This is a genomic window from Neptuniibacter sp. QD34_54, from assembly GCF_047778055.1.
In the GTDB taxonomy this organism is placed as follows: domain Bacteria; phylum Pseudomonadota; class Gammaproteobacteria; order Pseudomonadales; family Balneatricaceae; genus Neptuniibacter.
The window spans coordinates 48112-68484 of sequence record NZ_CP180546.1; the positions used below are offsets into that span (position 1 = coordinate 48112).

Sequence of the window (20373 nt, forward strand, 5' to 3'; positions counted from 1 at the left end):
TCATTATAAATTGTAGGGAAAATCCTATAGCTGTTGCTTAGGATCAATAGGTTTAGGTATTTAGCTTATTCTGGCATGGGATTAGAATGGTAGAGCTACTTTTTGTATATAGGTAAGAGATGAATCAGCCGGTACTTTTTTCTAGGCAACCTATTTTTGATGCCCAATTAAATACTTATGCTTACCAATTGGTATCTGCTTACGAGCAACCTGATGCCGGGAACCGTGGCTCTAATACCGCAGAGATCGTTGTTAATGCATTTAGCAATCTATTGGATCATGGCCATGTAAAGTGCCTTCCTGCATGGGTAAAGGTGGATGCCTCTTGGTTATATGACGCACAATTTCCTGAATTACCTGTCGAATCTTTAGTATTTGATTTGACCTCTGATGCGCTATCAGTCCCTAACCTAGAAGAGATTCTTAAGAATTTAGCTGATCAGGGTTACCGGATCTCTATGCCTATAGAGTTTGATACAACCCTATATCAATTTGCTCACATTATACGGTTAGATTGCCAGCAATATAGTGGTGACTCTCTTGCGGAGCACACTCTCAAGCTCAAGCAGCAACGAGGTCTTAAATTACTAGCAGATAATGTTGCCGACTTTGAGCAGTATGAACGTTGTAAATCAGCCGGTATTGATCTGTTTATGGGGTGGTTTTTTGCTGAACCGCAGCTAGTTAGTGGAAGAAAATTAGCGCGCAATGAGTTAGTTATGTTTCAGTTAATCGGGGAAGTGAATAGTCCTGATGCCACAGTTGATTCAATCGAACAGATCATACAGCGTGATCCAGAACTCGTTGCTAGTTTGTTAAAGCTAGTAAACTCCGCGGCCCTTGGTGGTCGTAGAACTATTTCGAGTATTTCCGAAGCTGTTATCAATATTGGCTTAACCGAGTTAAAAAAATGGGTGTTGCTGTTTGCGCTTTGCCATAACAAACAGGTACCAAGCGAGTTGATCGGACTGTTATTGATCAAAGCGAAGATGTGTCAGTTGATGACGGAAAAGCATAACCATGTGGACTCCGGCACCGCTTTTATGACGGGACTTCTCTCAGGGATAGATGCTGTTCTAGGTATCCCTTTACCTGAGTTGTTGGAGCAGTTACCCGTTCAAGTTGAAGTTAAGCGAGCGGTGCAGGGTGGAAATAACCCATTGGGTAAACTGCTCGCTCAAACTGAAGCTTATATTAGGGCAGACTGGGAACTGTTACCTAAAGGAGAAGAATTTCATTTCGTGGCAGATTGTTATACCAAATCGGTTACCTGGAGTTCTGATCTTCTAAAAGAACTGAGTTAGCTCAGTCCTGCTTCTGCTTAGGCTAGCTGTTCAGGGGAGCTGTGCTCCTTAGCTTCTAGAGGCATGGTCACGCGAATGTGAAAGCCGGGCTGGTCAGCGTTAATCAGCTCGATTTTCCCACCTAATTGTTGATAGACGATATTAAACACAATCGACATGCCTAAACCGCTACCACCTTTACCTCTTTTAGTGGTGAAAAATGGCTCGAAAAGCTTTTTGCTCTCTTCTAACGATAAACCACGACCATCATCGTGGTATTCCAGCATGGCATTATGTTCATCTGCATAAGCGCGAACTTTAATGTTGCCGCCCTCTTTGCCTTCAAACCCATGTATGGTCGAGTTATTGATTAGATTGCTCAATATATGGTGAAGCGCGCCAGGATAGCTGTTTAAGTTTATGTCCTCAGGCATATCTATATGGAAGTTCACATTCTGATGTTTGTATTGCGGATAGATGGTTTGAATCGATGACTCAAGGTAGGTTTTAAGATTGAATTGCTGTTTAGCATCGAAACTTTGATCGGTCGCGATTAATTTAAAGCTAGAGATAAGCTTGCTGGCTTTAATAATATTCGCTTCAAAGAGCGTACTGGATTCATCTATACCATCTAAAAAGTCAGTTAAGTCTGACTGCGTTAGTTTACCTTCAGTGAGTTTTTTTCGAATATCTTTACTGTGTTCGCCCTGAAAACTAGCTGCTGTTCGGCAAACCCCTATAGGTGTATTAATCTCATGGGCTACGCCCGCCACCATATTTCCCAAAGCGGCCATTTTCTCGGTTTCTACCAATAGATCTTGAGCGGAACGAAGTTCGGTCATTGAATCTTCTAGCTGCTGTGTACGTTCTTTAACTTTATCTTCCAGTGTCTCTTTATATTCACGTTCAGTTTCTAGCAACGCATCCCTCTGTTCCACTAACTCCTGTAAGTGGAGCTTGTTTTCGTTGAGCTCTTGGTATGAGTTGTAGATGCTATCTCTCATTTCGTTAATGCTGACTGCTACAGTATCGATTTCATCGTATTTTTCTGGTGGATTTCGTTTATTTAGCGATAGTGGCTTGGAAAGAGTGAATACGTCCATATCGCGTAAGTAGCTAGAAATAGCTTGCAGGTGACGGGTGATATGAAGCCAGACAACAAGCAGAATAAAACCTGCTACTAGGAACGTTTTAATACCGTTACTAATCAGGATAACCCCCGCTTTGCTGATCAAACGGTTGTAAACATTATCTATGCTGGCGGTGACTCGAAGCTGTCCAATATTTTGTGTATTGATGCCTGGAGCACTGTACTCAAGAGGAAGATCTATGGTTCGGGTGGCGCGTGAAATGGGTTTACCTTGTTCCCAACTAGTCTCGCCATCGACCAATATAGAAACGTACTCTATGTCTGGCAGTTGGCTCAGTCCGACCAATTGGGTTTCTATCTGGGAATCATCTAAAGACCACACACTTAGAGTGATCGCCTGTAAGTAGGATGTTTGTATATTGTTGAATTGCTGCTCGATTCGACTGATATCAGCATGGTAGTCCAGAGCAAGCTGCAAGCTGGTGCTAAAAAGGGTGAAAAATGAGCTAAATACAATGATCAGAACCGCAAAGCGCTTACCCAGCCGGCCTGAGATTATCTTGGATGAAACTTTCTTTGGTGAGGTTTCAAACATAGCTTCGGTATCATCCGTTAATCAGGGAAGCGTTCACATATTTGCAAAATCGCATCCAAGTTTTTTTGGAATAATGTAATTAGCTGAGGATCGAACTGTTTGCCGCTTTGCTCCTCCAGCAGGGCGAGCGTTTCTTCTAAAGGCCAATCCTCTTTGTAACAGCGTTTGCTATTGAGTGCGTCGAAAACATCCGCGACAGCAGTGATTCTGCCCGAGAGTGGAATCTCATCTCCAGACAGCCCTCTCGGATAGCCTGTACCATCCCATTTTTCATGGTGTGCGCCAGCAATGCGAGCAGCTAATTGAAATATAGGCCTTTCTGAATGACTTAGCATAGTTTCGCCAATCTCAGCATGAGTCTGCATTACTTTCCACTCATCCGGATCGAGCTTGGCCGGTTTGTTTAGAATTGCATCTGGAATAGCTATCTTGCCAAGATCATGCAGAGGTGAGGCCAAGCGTATATTTTCCACAAACATCTGATTGGTGCCGTAAGCTTCCGCAAGTAGAGCTGATATTTCTGCGACACGCTTAACATGCCCGCCCGTTTCCTTAGAGCGTTTCTCAACCGCCTCCCCTAAGATGTAGATCAGTTCCGCTTGGGTATCCTGAATTTCCTCTTTCAGGAGTAGGGTGTGGTAAGTCGCGATCACATCTGCACTGAATATTTCTAGCAAGTGTTTGGCGTGTTCATCAATATCATTGTGGTGTTTAATGTAGAGGAGGCTTTCAGTACCAGAACTACCTGAATGATAAGCGATATAGCCGTCGAGGGTATGAATAGAACTTTTCTCTCTTAGGGCTTGGCTAAAAACTTTTTGTAAGTCTTCTGGCAGTTCATCTTCATGATATTGGGTCATTGCAGACTCAATATTTTTCTCGACAGAAGCTTCATGCATTAAGGGTTCTAATGCCCCCGTGGCGGCTAGCACAGTAAATTGGGTGGTATCTCGATAAATGCGTCGAGTACAGCAATAAATTGAATCGGGTTCAAAATTCAGTAGTGAAATCAGTTGATTTAGAATTGCTGAAGCTAATCTACTGAGAGAGTTAACTTGGTTAATTTGGCCCATGGCATGAATCACGGTTTCAAGTGATTTGCGTTGGCGGTCTATGGTTTTGATATCACGATAAGAACGCAAAGAAGAGTAGAGTAGGGTTTTAAGCTTAGTACCTGTTAACTCAGTTTTATCTTTGTAGTCATTGATATCGTATTCTTGGATAACCTGCTCTTCTGGTGCTTGCCCTGGCTGACCTGTACGCAAAACGATACGTGTCATATGGTTTGCAAACTCATCTCGTATGGTCCGAACCAGCTTTAAGCCTGCATCATCGGTTTCCATCACAACATCGACTAATGCAAGGGCGATATCGGTGCCATGTTTTTTGCAGAGGTCACGGGCTTCCGTTGCTGATTGAGCTTCAAGTAATTCGATTGGGCGGTTATCAAAGGTTACATTTTTTAGAACGAGGCGAGTAACGCGATGCACGCCCTCCTCATCATCTACGATCAGTACTTTCCAAGGCGATATTCCTTTATCTGGAACTGATGATTCTTCAGCGGCGAAAAGTAAAGTGTTGGTCATCGCATCTTCCTGCTACTACTAAGAGGGTGTGACTTACCCTGAGTAAGTGTAGCCCATACCTAACAATAGGATAGGCTCGGTTGCTATGTCGGACGAATTTACCTTTCCTTGCATACTACCCTTATCCATACTGAATTGTGAACAAAAAATCATCAGCTCGTTTTGGCATACACCATAATTAATTTATTAAATATTTATACACGCGGGTTAAATCAGTACCCAAGTACCATGGTTAATTAGTAGATGCTGAATAAACTGAGATTAAAAGGAACCTCCGAGTAAAACTGACATCAAATGCGTACAGATATTATTCGTAGGCTTATCAACATTACCGGTGGGGAGGTAAGTATGTTGGGTCGAGTTCGGAAAGGATTAGTAACGCTATCAGCTGGTTTCTTGCTTATGTCGGGGGGCTTGCAGGCTGCGCCACTAGATGGCAAAAAAGATATCTTATTAGTGGATAAAAAAGGTCAGCCCATTGTTGTAGGGACTGTGCACTTTAAGCCAGATGAGTCCGGCAGCCACTACAAGCTCCATATGGATCACGATAAATTTCGTGATTATTTTCTCTCTATGAAAGAGATGAAATGTCTAGAAGGCCCAGAATTGTGGTGTCATCTTGCATATCCGTATAAACAACCAAATAGGGTCACTCAAGACGATTTAAGTTGGTTGTCACATGATTTGCTGTTTATGTTTAAGAAAAAAGAGGAGTTTGGCGCGAACTTCTGGAACGGCATCTACTATCACATGAAAGTTGAAGGCGATGAAATTCGAGGTGAGGCGCAAGCTGTAGATTTGAATGTGCTGGCTTCACCGCCGGATGATCTTAACGTACCGCCTATGAATGAAGGTGAGCGTGATGAGATTGACCGCACTAAGCGTTGGTTGCCCGATCTGATTATCCGTTAATAGCTGTTGGCGCGTAAATCAGAGTTCTTTTTGATTGAAAACCGGAGGTGAGATACCACCGGTTTTTTTGTTACTGTTTGCAGACTGTTTTGCATGAATTGATGGAATAAAGAGGGTCTTATGCATAAGTGCTTACAAGGAATAAAGTTCGTTAGCTTTTTATTGCTCTTTACGATCACCAGTATCAATGCGGAGCAAAAATATAATGATGCAGCGGCGCTTAATGGTATCGAACAAGCCAAAGGCGTGTTTTTAATTGACTTTAAAACGGCCAAAACCACCGCGTTCTACATGGATTTAATTGTGGGCACTTATGATGGTTTTAAACGCCAGGGCGTTGAGCCTGAGATTGTCGTCGTGGTCATTGGTCCAACCGTGCAGTTTTTAAGTAAAGAGGCCAAGCCGGAATTAGCATTTGAATATGAAGAGTCATTCGATTCGATTCAGCAGAGTATCAAGGCTCTGGCAGCACGAAATGTCCGCATCGAAATCTGCGCCATCGCCACAGATGTGTTTGACGTTGATAATGACAAACTCCCTCAAGAGCTTGATGTCGTCGCTGACGGCTTTATCTCTCTGATCGGTTGGCAGACACAAGGCTACAAGTTAGTACCGGTCTTTTAACTTAGTATTAGCTGCTTTGTGTTCAGCTTGAGTAAGTTAAATTTGCTTATTTCCATCGAAGGTTTGTCTGTTATGCGTTCATTGATATTGGCATCGTTGTTTGTGATTTTGCCAGGCTGTGCCAGTTTAAGCCAAGAAGAGTGTCTTACAGGGGATTGGCAAGGAATTGGCTATAGAGACGGTTTACAGGGTAAAGCAGAAGCTTATCTGGCTGAACACCAATCTGCCTGCGCTGAATATCGAGTGAGCCTAAATCTTGAGGATTACCTTCACGGGCGAAACGAGGGACTGAAAAGATATTGTCAGCCTGACAATGCCTATCGTTTAGGTCGCCAAGGTGCCACATATGCTTATGTTTGTCCGGTTGAATTAGAGGGCGCTTTCATAGCTAAATACCAACAGGGACGAGAGGTTTACCAGCAAGAAAAAGCGGTTAAATCACTGGAAGCTGATATTCGTAAAAATAAAGCCGCACAAAAGAAGCTTAAAGATCAGATTATCAAAACAGAAACTAAATTGGTGGCAGAGGGTAAAAGTCGTAGTGAACGTCAGCGCCTTTTGGATGACCTTAAGGACATGGAGCAACGCTTACCCAACTTAAAAGCTGAGCTTTTTCGTATGGAATTGAAACTGCTACGGGAAAAAGCAGCACTGCAAAAATTGCTTTGAGTGTGATCAGCCTACAGGTTTTTTTAGGGCATCAATCTTAACCAGAGTCTTTGGTCGATAAAGGTGTGAAATTCTCCTGTCGGAAAGCTAAATTAGGCTATGCTTTAAGGAATGGAATTCTTAAGCAGGTTGTTGATATTGATCGGTTTTATAATTCTGTCAGCAATTGATCTGCACAAACTAGCCAAAGGACGTACTCTGTATGAAGAGGGAAGAGGCAGCTGAGTCTTCCACACCCAATCCTGATATTGGTCGCAAGGCTTCATTGCGTGTAAAGCTCATGGTATGGATGACCTTGTTAGCGCTTATCCCCTTAGCTTTCGTATCTTGGTTGAGTTATCAACAAGCTAAAGATAGTTTGTTAGTGGCCGCTGAGGAAAAGCTCCGTCAATCTTCTTTAGTGACAATTCGCTCGATTCGAAATTGGTTTGACTATCGAGTGGTCGATCTTCGATTTAAAGCAGAATCCCATGATACCCTTTCTATGTTGTCCTCTCTTTCAAGAGGAATTCAGCATAGTGGGTTAAGTGCTAAAGATTATGTTTATAGCGAAGATTGGTCTCAACGAGTAGACAAACATAAAGCTGATTTAATCAGTTTTAGTCGCCGCTATGATTATATCTCCGATCTTTTTTTGATTGATAGCCGCGGCAATATCCTATTTTCTGTAGCTCAAGAAAATGATTTGGGCACAAGTCTGCAGCGTGGACCTTACAGCAGAACAAAATTTGCCTACAGTGTTAAAAATACTCTTCGTAGCGGCAATGTCTCGTTTTCTGGCATGGAAGTATATGCTCCTTCCAATGATGCCTTTGCCGGTTTCTTAACTGCTCCAATTAATGATGAAAATGGCAGAACTATAGGTGCATTCGCCATTCAGCTGCGATTTGACCGAGTTTTTGATCTACTTGATGTGGCTGTAGATGAGAAAGAGCAGCATCTTCACTACTTGATGAATATTAACGGCACTTTAATTACTCCAATCGGAAACAATCGGGATGAGGTGCTCAAACGTAAAGTTGAGACAGAGATGTATCTACATGCAGTGGCAGATACTGATCAAAATTCGATTCAGCATGCTTTGAATTATATAGGTCCTAATGGAGTACCGGTTATTGGTATGCATGATGTCATTGTGCTTGAAAATATCCGTTGGATTTTGGTTAGTGAAGTTGACCTAGATATCGCTTTAAAAGCATCTCACTGGTTAGGGCAAGTTACTTTGGTCTTGTGCTTAGTTACTGCCTTGATGGTCTTATTGATGGGGTTTGGCATTGCAGGCCGTATTAGTAGGCCTTTGATTACTCTGGCGCATGCCAGTCGCGAAGCATCGACGGGCAATACTGGGCGGGTTGAGGTCAATGCCAATAATATAGAAACTGCCCAGCTGGCTGATGCGTTTAATCTGATGTTGGAAACTAGAAAGCTTCATGAGGCTGAGTTGAGGCGTAGTGTCGAGCGAGCTAATCAAGCTTTGCTGGAGCTAGGGGAGCAGAAGTTTGCTTTGGATCAGCACTCTATTGTGGCGGTCACCGATCTCAAGGGAACGATTACCTATGCTAATGAAAAGTTTTCTCAAATTAGTGGTTTTACCCGAGAGGAATTGATCGGGCAGAATCATCGCATTCTTAATTCTGGATATCATCCACGGGAATTCTTTATCGAGCTCTACCGTACGATTGCTTCAGGAGAGGTATGGAAAGGAGAGATTCGAAATCGCAATAAACAAGGTGGTATTTATTGGGTTGAGACAACTATTGTTCCTTTTAAAGATGATGCGGGTCACCCTCTGAGTTATGTCGCTATTCGAAGTGATATAACTAAGCGTAAGCAGATGGAGTTGGAAATTACTGAGGCGTTGACCATACAGGCATCGATTTTAGAGTCCACGGATAACGGGATTCTAGTAACTAAGAATGATGGTAGTGTTATTCGTTACAATAAGCGTTTTGCTGAACTATGGGGATTACCAGAAGAGTTTAATGATCATTCCCATGTGCTTGGGCCTATTTTAAGGCAACTGAATAATGCTGATGAGGCCGCACGCAATGTTAAAGGCCTGATCAACTCTGAGGGGCGCTCTCATTTTACCAGCTTGAGCCTGAAAGATGGTCGAACATATGAACAATCGTCAATTCCTATGTACGTTGAGGATAATGCGGTAGGTAGAGTATGGTCTTTCAGAGATGTTTCAACCCGCGTGGATGCCGAGCAAGGTCTGATTAAAGCTTTGGATCTGGCTGAAGATATGCAGGGTAAGCTTGAAGATGCGTTAAGTCGTGTGGATGTTGCGGTGGAGTCCTCGGGGCTGGGTATTTGGGAGTGGGACCTGATCACCAATGAACTGCAATGGGACGATCAGATGATCAAGATCTACCAAGTGCCAGAAGAGGTTATTAATAATAATCTCTATTTTGATTATTGGCGTGAGCGGGTTTGTCCGGAAGATATTGAAATGGCCGAAGGCTCGCTAAAAGAGGCTGTTCGTGGCCGACATGACTGGCACTGTGAATTTCGACTTAATTTTCCTGATGGAACGGTACGTTATGTGAAAGCGACAGCTGCCCATATGGTGGATGATCAAGGACGTTCCTTAAAAATGATCGGCACCAATCTGGATGTCACCGTTGAGCGTGAGATGGAGCAGAGCCTAATTGCGCTGAAAGATGAGGCAGAACAAGCCAATATCGCGAAGAGTGAATTCTTAGCCAATATGAGCCACGAGATTCGTACCCCGATGAATGGCGTACTTGGTATGTTGGGGCTATTGCTGAACACGCCTTTGACCGACGATCAGCGGCATCGTGCGGTCGTTGCGCAAACCAGTGCTAATTCCCTGCTGGCATTGATTAACGATATTTTAGATTTCTCCAAAGTGGATGCAGGCAAGTTAGAACTAGAATGTATCGACTTTAACTTGCGCGGTATGTTTGGTGAATTTGCAGAAGCGATGGCGCTGCAAGCTCAAGATAAAGGTTTAGAGCTTATTCTTGATTTGACCGGTGTTGAAACCTCTATGGTTAAAGGTGATCCAGGACGTTTGCGTCAGGTGTTAATTAACTTAGTGGGGAATGCCATCAAATTCACAAGTGAAGGTGAGGTGGTTATCCAGTCACAGTTGCAGCATCAAGGCGATCAGTTGCGTTTAGATTGTAGTGTTAAGGATACGGGAATAGGTATTCTTCCTGGAAAACTGCCTGAACTGTTTGAATCCTTTAGTCAGGTAGATGCTTCTACTACTCGTGAATATGGTGGTTCTGGGCTAGGGCTCGCTATCTGTAAAAAATTATGTGAACTGATGGGTGGAGAAATATCGGTACAGAGCACGGTTGGTCAAGGTAGCGAGTTCATCTTTAGCGTATACCTAGAAACGAGCGAGCAAGCAGAAGTAGTTGTTCCTTATACAGGTATAGAGAACCTAGACATCTTAGTTGTTGATGACAATAGAACCAATCGCGAAGTGCTATCTGCACAGTTACTGCATTGGGGAGCGAAGGTTGTAGAAGCGGAAGATGGCAATGAAGCTATTGCTCGCTGTGAGGAATTTTACGAGTCTTCAACAGCCTGCTTTGATGTTGTCTTTATGGATATGCAGATGCCGGGTATGGATGGTGCAGAACTAGGGAGAATACTTAAAGCTGATCATAGATTCAGTTCCGCTAAACTCATTCTCATGACCTCAATGGCTCATCGTGGTGATGCCAAACGTTTTGCTGATATAGGTTTTAGTGGTTATTTTCCTAAACCTGCAACTACTTCAGATATCTTCGACGCTCTTCAAGTGGTTGCGAGTGGTGGTGAGGCACTGAGTAATGCCTCGCCGCTAGTAACTAGTCATTATCTAAAAGATCTCTCGATTGAAGGGCACCCTACCTTAGGTGAGAAGCGTATCCTAGTGGTTGAAGATAATCAGATTAACCAGCTGGTGGTACAAGGGATCCTACAAGAGTTAGGTCTCACCGCTGATATGGCTGGTAATGGTTTAGAGGCGTTGCAGAGCCTAAATGCTGCACTAGAAAATAACTGCCCTTATGATTTAGTGTTGATGGACTGTCAGATGCCAGAGATGGATGGATATGAAGCCACTCAGCAAATTAGGGCAGGCAAAGCTAAACAGAAAAATATCACGATCCCCATTATTGCGATGACAGCGAATGCTATGGCAGGGGATAGGGAGAAGTGTCTGGCTGCAGGTATGGATGATTACCTCAGTAAACCGGTCTCTCCTGTTGCACTTAATCAGGTGTTACAACGTTTCTTAGGGATTGCCGAGACGGTTTCACAACCTGAGGAAGTTGAACAAGTGGAAGAGATTTCTGTTGCGGTTTGGGACAAGCAGGATGCTATCGCTAGGATGATGGGCAAAGAGGAATTGATTGCTCCATTATTAGAGATATTCGCGGTCGATGCTGATCCTATAGTAGACAACATTAAATCATATATAAGTAAGTCTGATTGGGCAGCGGCAGGTAAATCAGCCCATGCAGTTAAAGGTATGGCTGCTAACCTTTCAGCAATAGCCCTGCAGGCCCAAGCTGCTAAGTTGGAAAAGTTAGCTAAGGCTGATGATGGGGATGGTGCATTACAAGTAATGCCTGAGTTTTTGCAGGCTTATGATGAGGTTAAAGCCTGTTTTGCAGAATACACCTCGCAAAAAACAGAGCCTATGCCAGTAGGTCTCACTGAGGATGAAGTAAAAGAGAAAATTATTTCTATTCGGGAAGCCGTTAATTTAGGTAGCTATATCGATACCACAGAGTATGATGACTTATGGAAGAGCGCGAGCGGTTTGGAATTGAAGGAGCCGTTAGAACAGCTTCACGCTAGATTATCAGCATTTGATTTTGAAGCTGCTGAGGATAGCTTGGCTATATTGGAAGAAGCGCTCGGTATTCAACCAGAGCTTTCGGACGGAGTCGACAAGACATGAGCAAGCCTGTCGTTTTAATCGTAGACGATGTGCCTTCAAATATTAAAGTCTTGGCAAACTGCTTAAAGGATCATTACCGGATTAAGGTGGCGACCGGGGGGAATGATTGCCTCAAACTAGCGGTTGCTGACCCCTTACCTGATCTTATCCTGTTAGATATCGAGATGCCTGATATGGGCGGCTACGAAGTATGTCAAAAGCTGCAAGGTCAGCCTCATACTCAAGATATCCCTATAATTTTTGTGACCGCACGAGATGCTGATCGTAATGAAGAGCTCGGTTTGCAACTGGGTGCGGTGGACTATATTGCCAAACCGGTCCGTCCATCGATTGTACTCGCGCGAGTGAATACTCATGTAACGTTGAAGCAGCAGCGAGATCTACTTAAAGAGATCGCATTGAAGGATCAACTCACAAGTCTCTACAATCGTTACTATCTTCTAGAAACTGCTGAACAGCGTTTAGCGCATACAGAGCGCCACAGTGATCCGCTCAGTGTCATGCTGCTCGATCTAGATTTCTTCAAACAGGTAAACGATACCCATGGTCATTTGGTTGGCGATAAAGTGCTGCGTGAGCTCGGTGACCTTTTAGGGCGTATATGTCGCAAAGATGATATTCCTGCGCGTTTTGGTGGGGAGGAGTTTGTTATCTTGCTAGGGCATTGTGACCTTGCATCAGCTAAGGAAAAGGCTGAAGAAATTCGCGAGCAAGTAGAACAATTGAAACCAGAAGGGTTGGATATAACCGTCAGTATTGGTGTGGTGCAATTCTACCCGGGTGAGAGTATCGAACAGTTGTTAGATCGCGCGGATAAGGCGCTATATAGAGCAAAAGGTGAAGGTCGAAATCGCGTGGTCAGTGAGTAATTACCCAATAATCTGAGCTAGCGGCCCTACTAGCTCAAATGCTTGTCCAACCAGATACAAAGCTGCTCCAACTCCATAGGTTTCGCATAGTGATAGCCTTGAACTTCGAAGCATTGTAGCTCTTTTAAGCGTTCTACTTGCTCTGCTGTTTCTACCCCCTCTGCAATAACCGCCATATCTAGGTCTCGACCTAAGTTAATAATCATCTCAGGTATATGTGTCCCTTTCTGTTTATCCAACATTTTATCGATAAATGATTTATCGATTTTTAGGCGATCAAAGTTAAGTGTTTCTAAATAACTGAGGCATGAAAATCCGGTACCAAAATCATCAATCGCGACTTTGGCGCCAAGATCGTGAATTACCTGTAATATCTCTCGCACACTGTTGGTGTCGATCATGGCAACAGACTCAGTTACCTCGAACTCAACTTGTTGTGGCTTAAGAGAAAAGTTATCCAACTTACTTTTTATAAGCTTTAAAAAGTCAGGGTGACGGAATTGAGCCGGTGAAATATTGATGCCTACTTGAAGACCCAAACCGTACTTTTTCTCGATGATCTCCAGATCACGCATCGCGGTGTCCATGACCCACTCACCGATAGGGACGATTAGACCAGAGCTTTCGGCAACAGGGATGAATTCGACTGGAGATATCAGAGCGCCGCTCTTGGTACGCCAGCGGATAAGCGCTTCAAAACCGCTGATTTTACCGGTGCGAAGATCAATTTGGGGTTGGTAAGCGAGGAACAATTCGCCCTCACTGTACGCCTTACGTAGCCCTTGAAGCAAGAGCATACGTTGTTGTGTTTCACGCTCAATTTCATGGGTATATTCAATAAATTCGCCACGTGCAATATCTTTAGCGCGTTTAAGGGCTATATTTGCACGCTTGATCGCATTATTACCGCTTATATTGGCATCTTTAAGGATGTAGCAGCCTTGTGTGATGGAGATAGAGAGCTCATCTCCGAATAACTCAAACGGTTTGGTCAGCATCTCGTTGATCTGTTCAACGGTAAAGCTATTTTCTGGTCCCATAACACCAAAGGTATCGCCAGAAATACGGCAGATAAACGAGCCCTCAGGCAGGTTTGCGCTGAGACGGTTTGCGACCAGTTTAAGTAATTCGTCACCCGATTCTGAACCTAAGGTGTCATTCATGCCACTGAAATGATCAATATCGATCAGCGTAATAAGCTGTGGATGAAGCTGCCTGAGCATGGTTTTATCGATGTGATTAGCAAAGGAAACGCGGTTAGGGATATTTAATAAAGAATCGAAATAGGCGTAATTGTGTAAGCGATCGAGAATGGTCGCGTTATCGAGGCAGACAGAGATGTTACTGCAGAAAACTTCGAGCAGTTGATGCTCTGTTCCTTCAAGTGGTCGCTGAATATCTAGGTATAGCAACATGTCATTACGGAATTCACTTGGGAAGTAGAGTACGCAAGCGTAGTCATTCTCAATGCTTCGGCGCTTGCTGCTGGCTTCCAGTAGCATTGCATTGATATTGGCATCCTCGATAACTTCGGGAAATTCCTTTTGACTGCTAGGCTGAGCAGATGCAGCTACAATTGTAAATTCAGATCCGGTTGCATTAACTTCGTCGTCACTGTTTTTCTTAAAGCAGATCATGCCTTCTTCTGAAATACCTAGTAACGCTGCTAATTGGCAGATAATACCGTTTGCTAGCTCTCGAATACCGTGTAGTGACATCAATTCACTTGAGGCGTGTACGATTCTTTCTAGCCCTTTGCGGCTGGAGTCGATAGCGGTTATTTCAGAGTAAGACCGGATTGCGGCAGTAACGCTGGTGTAAAGACGAGTACGGGTTAGGTCGGCTTTATTCTTGTAATCGTTAATATCGTATTTGAGGATGACTTCAATTTCTGGGGCGTACCCTGGCTGACCGGTTCGTAAGATGATGCGGGTATTAGTCAGTGCCAGATCATCACGAATCGTTTTGACTAGATCTAAGCCTGCACTTTCTGTTTCCATTACAACATCAAGCAGGATGACCGCTATATCTTTATTCTCAGCGAGTGTTTCTTGTGCTTCTTTTGCCGAATAGGCGTGTAATAGCTCTAAAGGTTGTCCTAGAAAAACCAAACCTTTTAAGCCGAATTTTGTTACCTCATGAACGTCTTTGTCATCATCAACGACTAAAACCTTCCAGGGTCGTGAACTGTTGTTTGTTGCCGCCAGAGTAGAATCGTTATTTTCCTCTTCGGCAAAAACAATGAGTTCATCAGACATAGACTTTCCTCATACGATGGGATTACTACTAAGTATATGCAGAGATCATTAAAAATCTTCCTTGATTATCAATTTATTGAACCTTATTAGTTATAAACGAGGTATGGCATTACCGCCAGTTGGATTATCTGATTTGATCAAACAATCAAGAGAGTCTATTACGATTAAAGAATGTTTGAAAAGACGGGGAACTGCTTTCAAGAGTCGCTGTCTCAGCAAGCATCCTTCCCCTTCTATAAATGGAGTTACCTATGGACATTTGGCTGATTTTGCTTGTATCGGCTTTAGCGTTGGTTTCAGTTTTCCTTTCACGCAAAGTGAATCATGAAAGTAGTTTTTTTAAAGGCCGAACCGCAGAAGGTCTAGCGCCGGGGCTTTTAACGCTGATTTTCTCGCAGGTAACCACTTGGATCTTTGCACGTTCGCTTTTGAATGCAGCCATTTTGGGCTTCTATTACGGAATTTGGGGAACATTAGCTTACGCGGCTTATTATCTGTCGTTTTTGACCGGAGGAAAGATTGTCGATCACCTCCGATTTGAGCAGGGGTATGAGAGTGTTCAAGCGTTTCTGATTGATCGTTTTGGTCAATGGGGTAGTCGCTGTTACAACTTTGTTATCGGTGTGCGTCTGGTCAGTGAGGTGTTTGCCAATCTACTGGTTATCGGTATCTTGTTTGGTGCGGCTGGCACGCAATCTTATACATTGGCGGTTGTTGGCTTAGCGGTTGTTACCTTGATCTACTCCATGTTGGGCGGCTTGCAGGCGTCTCTGCGTACAGACTTCTTCCAGATGATGGTGTTTATTGGTGTATTGGCGGTGTTGTTAGCCTTGGTGGCTGGTGGCGGTCACTTCAATGCCGATCTAATCGCGTTTAAACCGTTTGAAATTAGTGATCCCGGTCCAATCCTATTGATTGTCGCTCTGTTGCAGGTGTGGAGTTATCCAATGCATGACCCTGTGATGATGGATCGTGGTTTCTTAGCAGATCGTGAAACGACAAGACGTAGTTTTATCCATGCCGCTTGGATTAGCAGTATCTGCATTATCGCGTTTGGCTCATTAGGGGTGATTGCAGGCGCCAATGCGATCTCAGGAGAAGATATGAATCAGGCGCTGACGCGTCTGCTGGGTGAGTTACCGATGTTCCTGTTTAGTGCCTCTTTGATTATCTCTGCCATGTCTACCTTGGATAGCACGCTAACCAGTTCGGCGAAGATGATGGTCGTGGATATGAAGCTTCTGCCTGTGAATCTGCGTAATGGCCGTATGGTGATGGCGTTGTTTATGTTGATGGGCCTGGTAATGGTGTTTATCGGTAACAAAGATCTGTTTAGTGCAGTAGCCGTAAGCGGCACGGCTTCGATGTATCTGGTACCCGTTATCTTCTTCAGTTTGTGGGCAAATCGTCGTGATATCCCAGTCTGGAGTTATCTAGGCAGTTTTATCCTAGCGATGGCTGGTGCTCTGCTCTACTTCACGGAATCTTCGGGTTACACGGCGATGTTGGGCGAAGCGCATAAATACACTAAGTTACTTTGGATATGTGTGGTTGTGATGATTGGTGGTTGTGCACTGTTCTTAGTTGGTGGAGCCAGCCAAAAGCAACTACAGCCGGCTTAATGAGTTAAGTGACTGTGAGTCTAGGAAATATGGACCTTGGAACACTAACAGGGCCGCTGCTGATATTTGGCGGCCCGTACAGCAATTTAGCGGCCACCAGAGCGCTTAAACAGGAAGCCGACAGGTTGGGCTTATCTTCGCAGCAGGTTATCTGCACAGGGGATCTGGTAGCTTACTGTGCGGAACCCGTCGAGACATTAGCGTTAATCCGTGACTGGGGTATTCCTGTGGTGATGGGGAACTGTGAGGAAGCCTTAGCTGCGGATGCGCCTGATTGTGGCTGTGGTTTTTCGGAAGATTCGGCTTGCTCCCTGCTCTCAGTTGAATGGTACCTATTCGCCAGTCAGCAGGTCTCTCAAGACGATAAACTATGGATGGGGAAACTACCTCGGCAAATCAGCTTTGAGCTGGCGGATAAACGATTTCAAGTTGTGCACGGCAGTGTCGACCGGATAAATGAATTTATCTTTGCCAGCAGTTCAGCGCAGCATAAGCAGACTCAGCTAGATCTAGCGGGTGCTGATGTTGTGGTTGGCGGTCACTGTGGTATCCCTTTTGGAACGCAATTGGAGCAGGGGTATTGGCTGAATAGCGGTGTGATCGGCATGCCGGCGAATGATGGCACGGCTTCTGTCTGGTACATGCTTTTGACGCCAAATGCGCAGGGCATTGAGGTCAGCTGGCATCGCTTGGATTATCCTGCGGATCAGGCTAGCGAGAATATGCAGCAAGCGAATTTGGCAGCGCCTTACGCTGAATGTTTACGGACAGGCTTTTGGCCTAGCGAAGATGTTTTGCCTGAATCAGAGCGCGCAATGCGTGGGCAAATGCTCGAACTTTCTTCGATCCTTATCACCTAATTTACACTTCCTTTTATCCTCATCTCCTGTAGTAACTCTTAAGTTAATAAAATTAATAGGGGTTACTACTTATCTGTTGTTTTCCTAGGATTATACTGAATTCTTCAGATTTTGTCTGTTTTATGCCTGTCATTTTTATCTTTACCAAATGAAATATATAAGGTATAGATTAGGGTAAACCCTAATAAGGTGTTCCTTATGGATTTCACATTAACAGAAGAACAACAACTGATTCAGGATACCGCCAAGCGCTTTGCTGAAAGTGAATTAGCACCGGTAGCGGCGGAGCTGGATCAGACAAAAGACAAGAGCATTCTGCTGGCCAATTGTCAGCAACTCGCCGAATTGGGCTTTATGGGGCTAAACATCTCTGCAGACCATGGTGGCACTGAAGCGGGAGCTGTCGCCTTCAGTTTAGCGATTACCGAGATCGCCCGTGCCTGTGCATCAACTGCTGTGACTATGTCAGTGACCAATATGGTGGCGGAAGTCATACAGGCGATGGGCACTGAAGAACAGAAATCTAAATACTTGCCACTGATCTGCAGCGGCGAATATCGAGCAGGTAGCTTCTGCTTAACCGAAGCCGGTGCGGGGTCCGATCCAGCATCGATGCGAACTCAAGCGGTCAAAACCGATCAGGGCTATGAGATCAGCGGTACTAAGCAGTGGATTACTAGCGCTGAGTTTGCCGGCGTCTTTGTGGTGTGGGCGGTGACCGATCCACAAGCGAAAAAAGGTAAGGGGATTACCTGCTTTTTAGTTGAAGCAGGTAGCGAGGGGATCACAGTTGGCCCGGCAGAAAAGAAGATGGGCCAACATGGCTCAGCGACCAATGAAGTGTATTTCGATCGGGTGCTTGTACCTGAATCAGCGATTCTAGGTGAGCTAAATGATGGTTTTCGTCTGGCTGTGGCAGAACTTGCCGGTGGACGCATCGGTATAGGCTCTCTCGCACTGGGTGTTGGGTTAGCCGCGATGGACTTCGCCATCGCCTACACCAAAGAGCGTAAGCAGTTTGGTAAAGCGATAGCTGATTTTCAGGGCCTGCAGTGGATGATTGCGGATCGTTCTACCGAGTTGGAAGCCGCACGATTACTCCTTTTGAACGCTGCTGATCGTAAACAACGAGGGCTGACCTTCGCTAAAGAAGCCTCCATGGCAAAACTCTTTGCCAGTGAAAAAGCCAATCAAGCTTGCTACAGCGCGCTGCAGCTTTTAGGTGGCTACGGCTACATGCAGGAATACCCACTGGAACGTTATGCCCGCGATGTGAGAATTACCTCGATTTACGAAGGCACTAGCGAAATTCAGAGACTCATTATTGCGCGAGAAATACTGGCTGAGCACCAGTAATTAAAGATTGCTCATGCGTATAAGAATACAAAAATAAAAAATGATGGATGGGAAACTAATGACAACCGAAACCTATCAGGATTATTACGATAAGTTTGATCCGGCCATGATTGAAGAGCTCATGATCGGTAACCTCAAAGATGGATTTAATGTCTGTGAGGAGATTGTAGATAAATGGGCAGAAGGCGATCGAATCGCTCTGAATTATGAAGGTGCTGAGCGACCTGCTTCGCAAATGACCTTTGTTGAGTTGAAAGAAAAGTCGGCCCAGTTTGCAAACTTCCTTACCGCTCAAGGTATAGGTAAGGGCGATCGCGTTGCGGCTTTGCTACCGCGCACCCCTGAATTGATGGTGGTGATTATGGGTACCCTGCGTGCAGGCGCGGTATACCAGCCGCTGTTCACGGCGTTCGGTTCCGGTGCGATCGAGTATCGAGTTCAGCAAGCGGGTACAAAGCTGGTGGTGACCGACCCAAGCAACCGTCCAAAGCTTAATGATGTAACTGATTGTCCAGCCATCCTGACTTTCAATCGTGATCAGGCTGCTGATGCTACAAATGATCTCGATTTTGTTGCTGAGATTGAGCAGCAATCGACAGAGTTTACACCAGTAAAAATTGGCAAAGATGATCCATTTTTACAGATGTTTACCTCAGGCACAGTCGGAAAATCTAAAGGCGTTGCCGTACCAAGCCGAGCGCTACTCTCGTTCTACGTTTATATGCGTTTTGCTATTGGTTTGCGTCCAGAAGACACCTATTGGAATGTTGCCGATCCAGGTTGGGCTTATGGCCTTTACTACGCAGTGGTTGGTCCTCTGTTGTTGGGTAATACCACGCATTTTTGTGAGGCGGCGTTTACTCCAGAAAGCACCTACGACATGCTGCGTAAATATAAGATCACTAACCTTGCAGCGGCACCAACGGCTTACCGTATGTTGATGGCAAACGATGATGTGTTGGCTGCCGATGAAACTTTCTCGCTACGCGTAGCGAGCAGTGCTGGTGAGCCGTTGAACCCAGAAGTAATCAGTTGGGTCGACAAGCGCTTAGGTTGTCCTGTAATGGATCATTACGGTCAAACAGAAACCGGTATGACTGCATGTAACCATCATGATCTTAAGCAAGATGTTGTGCGTGTGGGCTCAATGGGCTTCTCAATGCCAGGCCATCGCGTTGTTGCCCTAGACGCAGACTTTAAGGAGATCCCTGAAGGTGAAACTGGGCAGTTAGCAGTAGATGTGGATAACTCGCCGCTGTTTTTCTTCCAAGGTTACACATGGCAAGAGAAGCACCCATTCCATGGTCAGTACTACCTCACTGGTGATGTCGTGATGAGTCATGGTGATGGCAGTTATTCATTCACCGGTCGTGATGACGATATCATCACTACGGCAGGTTATCGTGTAGGGCCTGCTGATGTAGAGAGTACATTGCTCGAACATGATGCGGTGGCTGAGTCGGGAGTTATCGGTAAACCAGATGTGAAACGTGGCGCTATTATTAAAGCCTATGTAGTGATTAAACGTGAGTTTGATCCCACAGAAGAGCTGGCTGAAGAGTTAAAGCAACTGGTACGTACGCGCCTATCAACTCACGCATTCCCTCGCGAGATCGAGTTTATGCCAGAACTGCCAAAAACGCCGAGTGGCAAGATTCAGCGCTTTATCCTGCGTAATAAAGCGCGGGATGAACATGAGGCGGTCGCTTAAACTGAGCT

Annotated in this window: 13 protein-coding genes; 10 read left to right on the plus strand and 3 right to left on the minus strand. The window is 44.8% G+C overall.

What is annotated here, in order from left to right; translation table 11 throughout:
- Positions 1–119 precede the first annotated feature (119 nt).
- Positions 120–1304, plus strand: coding sequence for an EAL and HDOD domain-containing protein (locus ACMXYP_RS00225; RefSeq protein ID WP_415883003.1), 1185 nt, complete (start codon positions 120–122; stop codon positions 1302–1304).
- A 17-nt stretch (positions 1305–1321) separates the two neighbouring features.
- On the opposite strand, the gene ACMXYP_RS00230 is transcribed toward ACMXYP_RS00225, so the two are convergent.
- Together ACMXYP_RS00230 and ACMXYP_RS00235 are read right to left on the minus strand one after the other, a co-directional pair.
- Complete coding sequence (locus ACMXYP_RS00230; protein WP_415883004.1) at positions 1322–2968, minus strand: ATP-binding protein; 1647 nt, start codon at positions 2966–2968, stop codon at positions 1322–1324.
- Between the two features lie 17 nt (positions 2969–2985).
- Positions 2986–4554, minus strand: a complete 1569-nt coding sequence (locus ACMXYP_RS00235) for a DUF3369 domain-containing protein (RefSeq protein ID WP_415883005.1) — start codon at positions 4552–4554, stop codon at positions 2986–2988.
- 294 nt (positions 4555–4848) lie between these two features.
- Between ACMXYP_RS00235 and ACMXYP_RS00240 the strand changes: the two genes are divergently transcribed.
- The 5 genes from ACMXYP_RS00240 (at position 4849) to ACMXYP_RS00260 (ending at position 12558) form a co-directional block, all read left to right on the plus strand.
- A complete protein-coding gene (locus ACMXYP_RS00240; protein ID WP_415883006.1) occupies positions 4849–5466 on the plus strand; it encodes a hypothetical protein in 618 nt (205 codons plus the stop codon).
- A gap of 120 nt (positions 5467–5586) precedes the next feature.
- The gene (locus tag ACMXYP_RS00245) at positions 5587–6090 is read left to right on the plus strand and encodes a DsrE family protein (protein ID WP_415883007.1); all 504 of its coding nucleotides are present in this window, start codon (positions 5587–5589) and stop codon (positions 6088–6090) included.
- Positions 6091–6162: 72 nt separating this feature from the next.
- Complete coding sequence (locus ACMXYP_RS00250) at positions 6163–6759, plus strand: DUF2799 domain-containing protein (RefSeq protein WP_415883008.1); 597 nt, start codon at positions 6163–6165, stop codon at positions 6757–6759.
- A gap of 202 nt (positions 6760–6961) precedes the next feature.
- Complete coding sequence (locus ACMXYP_RS00255; RefSeq protein ID WP_415883009.1) at positions 6962–11689, plus strand: response regulator; 4728 nt, start codon at positions 6962–6964, stop codon at positions 11687–11689.
- On the plus strand, positions 11686–12558 hold the full coding sequence (locus tag ACMXYP_RS00260; RefSeq protein ID WP_415883010.1) for a diguanylate cyclase: 873 nt from the start codon (positions 11686–11688) through the stop codon (positions 12556–12558). Before ACMXYP_RS00255 ends, ACMXYP_RS00260 begins: the two co-directional genes overlap by 4 nt.
- A gap of 29 nt (positions 12559–12587) precedes the next feature.
- Here ACMXYP_RS00260 and ACMXYP_RS00265 read toward each other — a convergent pair whose 3' ends face one another.
- Positions 12588–14816: an EAL domain-containing protein gene (locus ACMXYP_RS00265; RefSeq protein ID WP_415883011.1), complete on the minus strand. Its 2229-nt coding sequence runs from the start codon at positions 14814–14816 to the stop codon at positions 12588–12590.
- Between the two features lie 251 nt (positions 14817–15067).
- Here ACMXYP_RS00265 and ACMXYP_RS00270 point away from each other — a divergent pair, with 251 nt between their 5' ends.
- From ACMXYP_RS00270 to ACMXYP_RS00285, 4 genes are all read left to right on the plus strand, one after another.
- Complete coding sequence (locus tag ACMXYP_RS00270) at positions 15068–16438, plus strand: sodium:proline symporter (RefSeq protein WP_415883012.1); 1371 nt, start codon at positions 15068–15070, stop codon at positions 16436–16438.
- 14 nt (positions 16439–16452) lie between these two features.
- Positions 16453–17298 carry a metallophosphoesterase family protein gene (locus ACMXYP_RS00275; RefSeq protein WP_415883013.1) on the plus strand — a complete coding sequence of 282 codons (846 nt, stop codon included), beginning with the start codon at positions 16453–16455 and terminating at the stop codon, positions 17296–17298.
- 198 nt (positions 17299–17496) lie between these two features.
- The gene (locus ACMXYP_RS00280) at positions 17497–18654 is read left to right on the plus strand and encodes an acyl-CoA dehydrogenase family protein (RefSeq protein ID WP_415883014.1); all 1158 of its coding nucleotides are present in this window, start codon (positions 17497–17499) and stop codon (positions 18652–18654) included.
- Between the two features lie 58 nt (positions 18655–18712).
- The gene (locus ACMXYP_RS00285; protein WP_415883015.1) at positions 18713–20365 is read left to right on the plus strand and encodes an AMP-binding protein; all 1653 of its coding nucleotides are present in this window, start codon (positions 18713–18715) and stop codon (positions 20363–20365) included.
- The last annotated feature ends 8 nt before the right edge of the window (positions 20366–20373 follow it).

Excerpts from the sequence above, each read along its gene's own strand:
- ACMXYP_RS00265 (WP_415883011.1), bottom strand. The coding sequence starts at position 14,816 with ATGTCTGATGAACTCATTGTTTTTGCCGAAGAGGAAAATAACGATTCT.
- ACMXYP_RS00225 (WP_415883003.1), top strand. The coding sequence starts at position 120 with ATGAATCAGCCGGTACTTTTTTCTAGGCAACCTATTTTTGATGCCCAA.
- ACMXYP_RS00250 (WP_415883008.1), top strand. The coding sequence starts at position 6,163 with ATGCGTTCATTGATATTGGCATCGTTGTTTGTGATTTTGCCAGGCTGT.
- ACMXYP_RS00235 (WP_415883005.1), bottom strand. The coding sequence starts at position 4,554 with ATGACCAACACTTTACTTTTCGCCGCTGAAGAATCATCAGTTCCAGAT.
- ACMXYP_RS00230 (WP_415883004.1), bottom strand. The coding sequence starts at position 2,968 with ATGTTTGAAACCTCACCAAAGAAAGTTTCATCCAAGATAATCTCAGGC.
- ACMXYP_RS00270 (WP_415883012.1), top strand. The coding sequence starts at position 15,068 with ATGGACATTTGGCTGATTTTGCTTGTATCGGCTTTAGCGTTGGTTTCA.
- ACMXYP_RS00280 (WP_415883014.1), top strand. The coding sequence starts at position 17,497 with ATGGATTTCACATTAACAGAAGAACAACAACTGATTCAGGATACCGCC.
- ACMXYP_RS00240 (WP_415883006.1), top strand. The coding sequence starts at position 4,849 with ATGCGTACAGATATTATTCGTAGGCTTATCAACATTACCGGTGGGGAG.
- ACMXYP_RS00285 (WP_415883015.1), top strand. The coding sequence starts at position 18,713 with ATGACAACCGAAACCTATCAGGATTATTACGATAAGTTTGATCCGGCC.
- ACMXYP_RS00245 (WP_415883007.1), top strand. The coding sequence starts at position 5,587 with ATGCATAAGTGCTTACAAGGAATAAAGTTCGTTAGCTTTTTATTGCTC.
- ACMXYP_RS00260 (WP_415883010.1), top strand. The coding sequence starts at position 11,686 with ATGAGCAAGCCTGTCGTTTTAATCGTAGACGATGTGCCTTCAAATATT.
- ACMXYP_RS00255 (WP_415883009.1), top strand. The coding sequence starts at position 6,962 with ATGAAGAGGGAAGAGGCAGCTGAGTCTTCCACACCCAATCCTGATATT.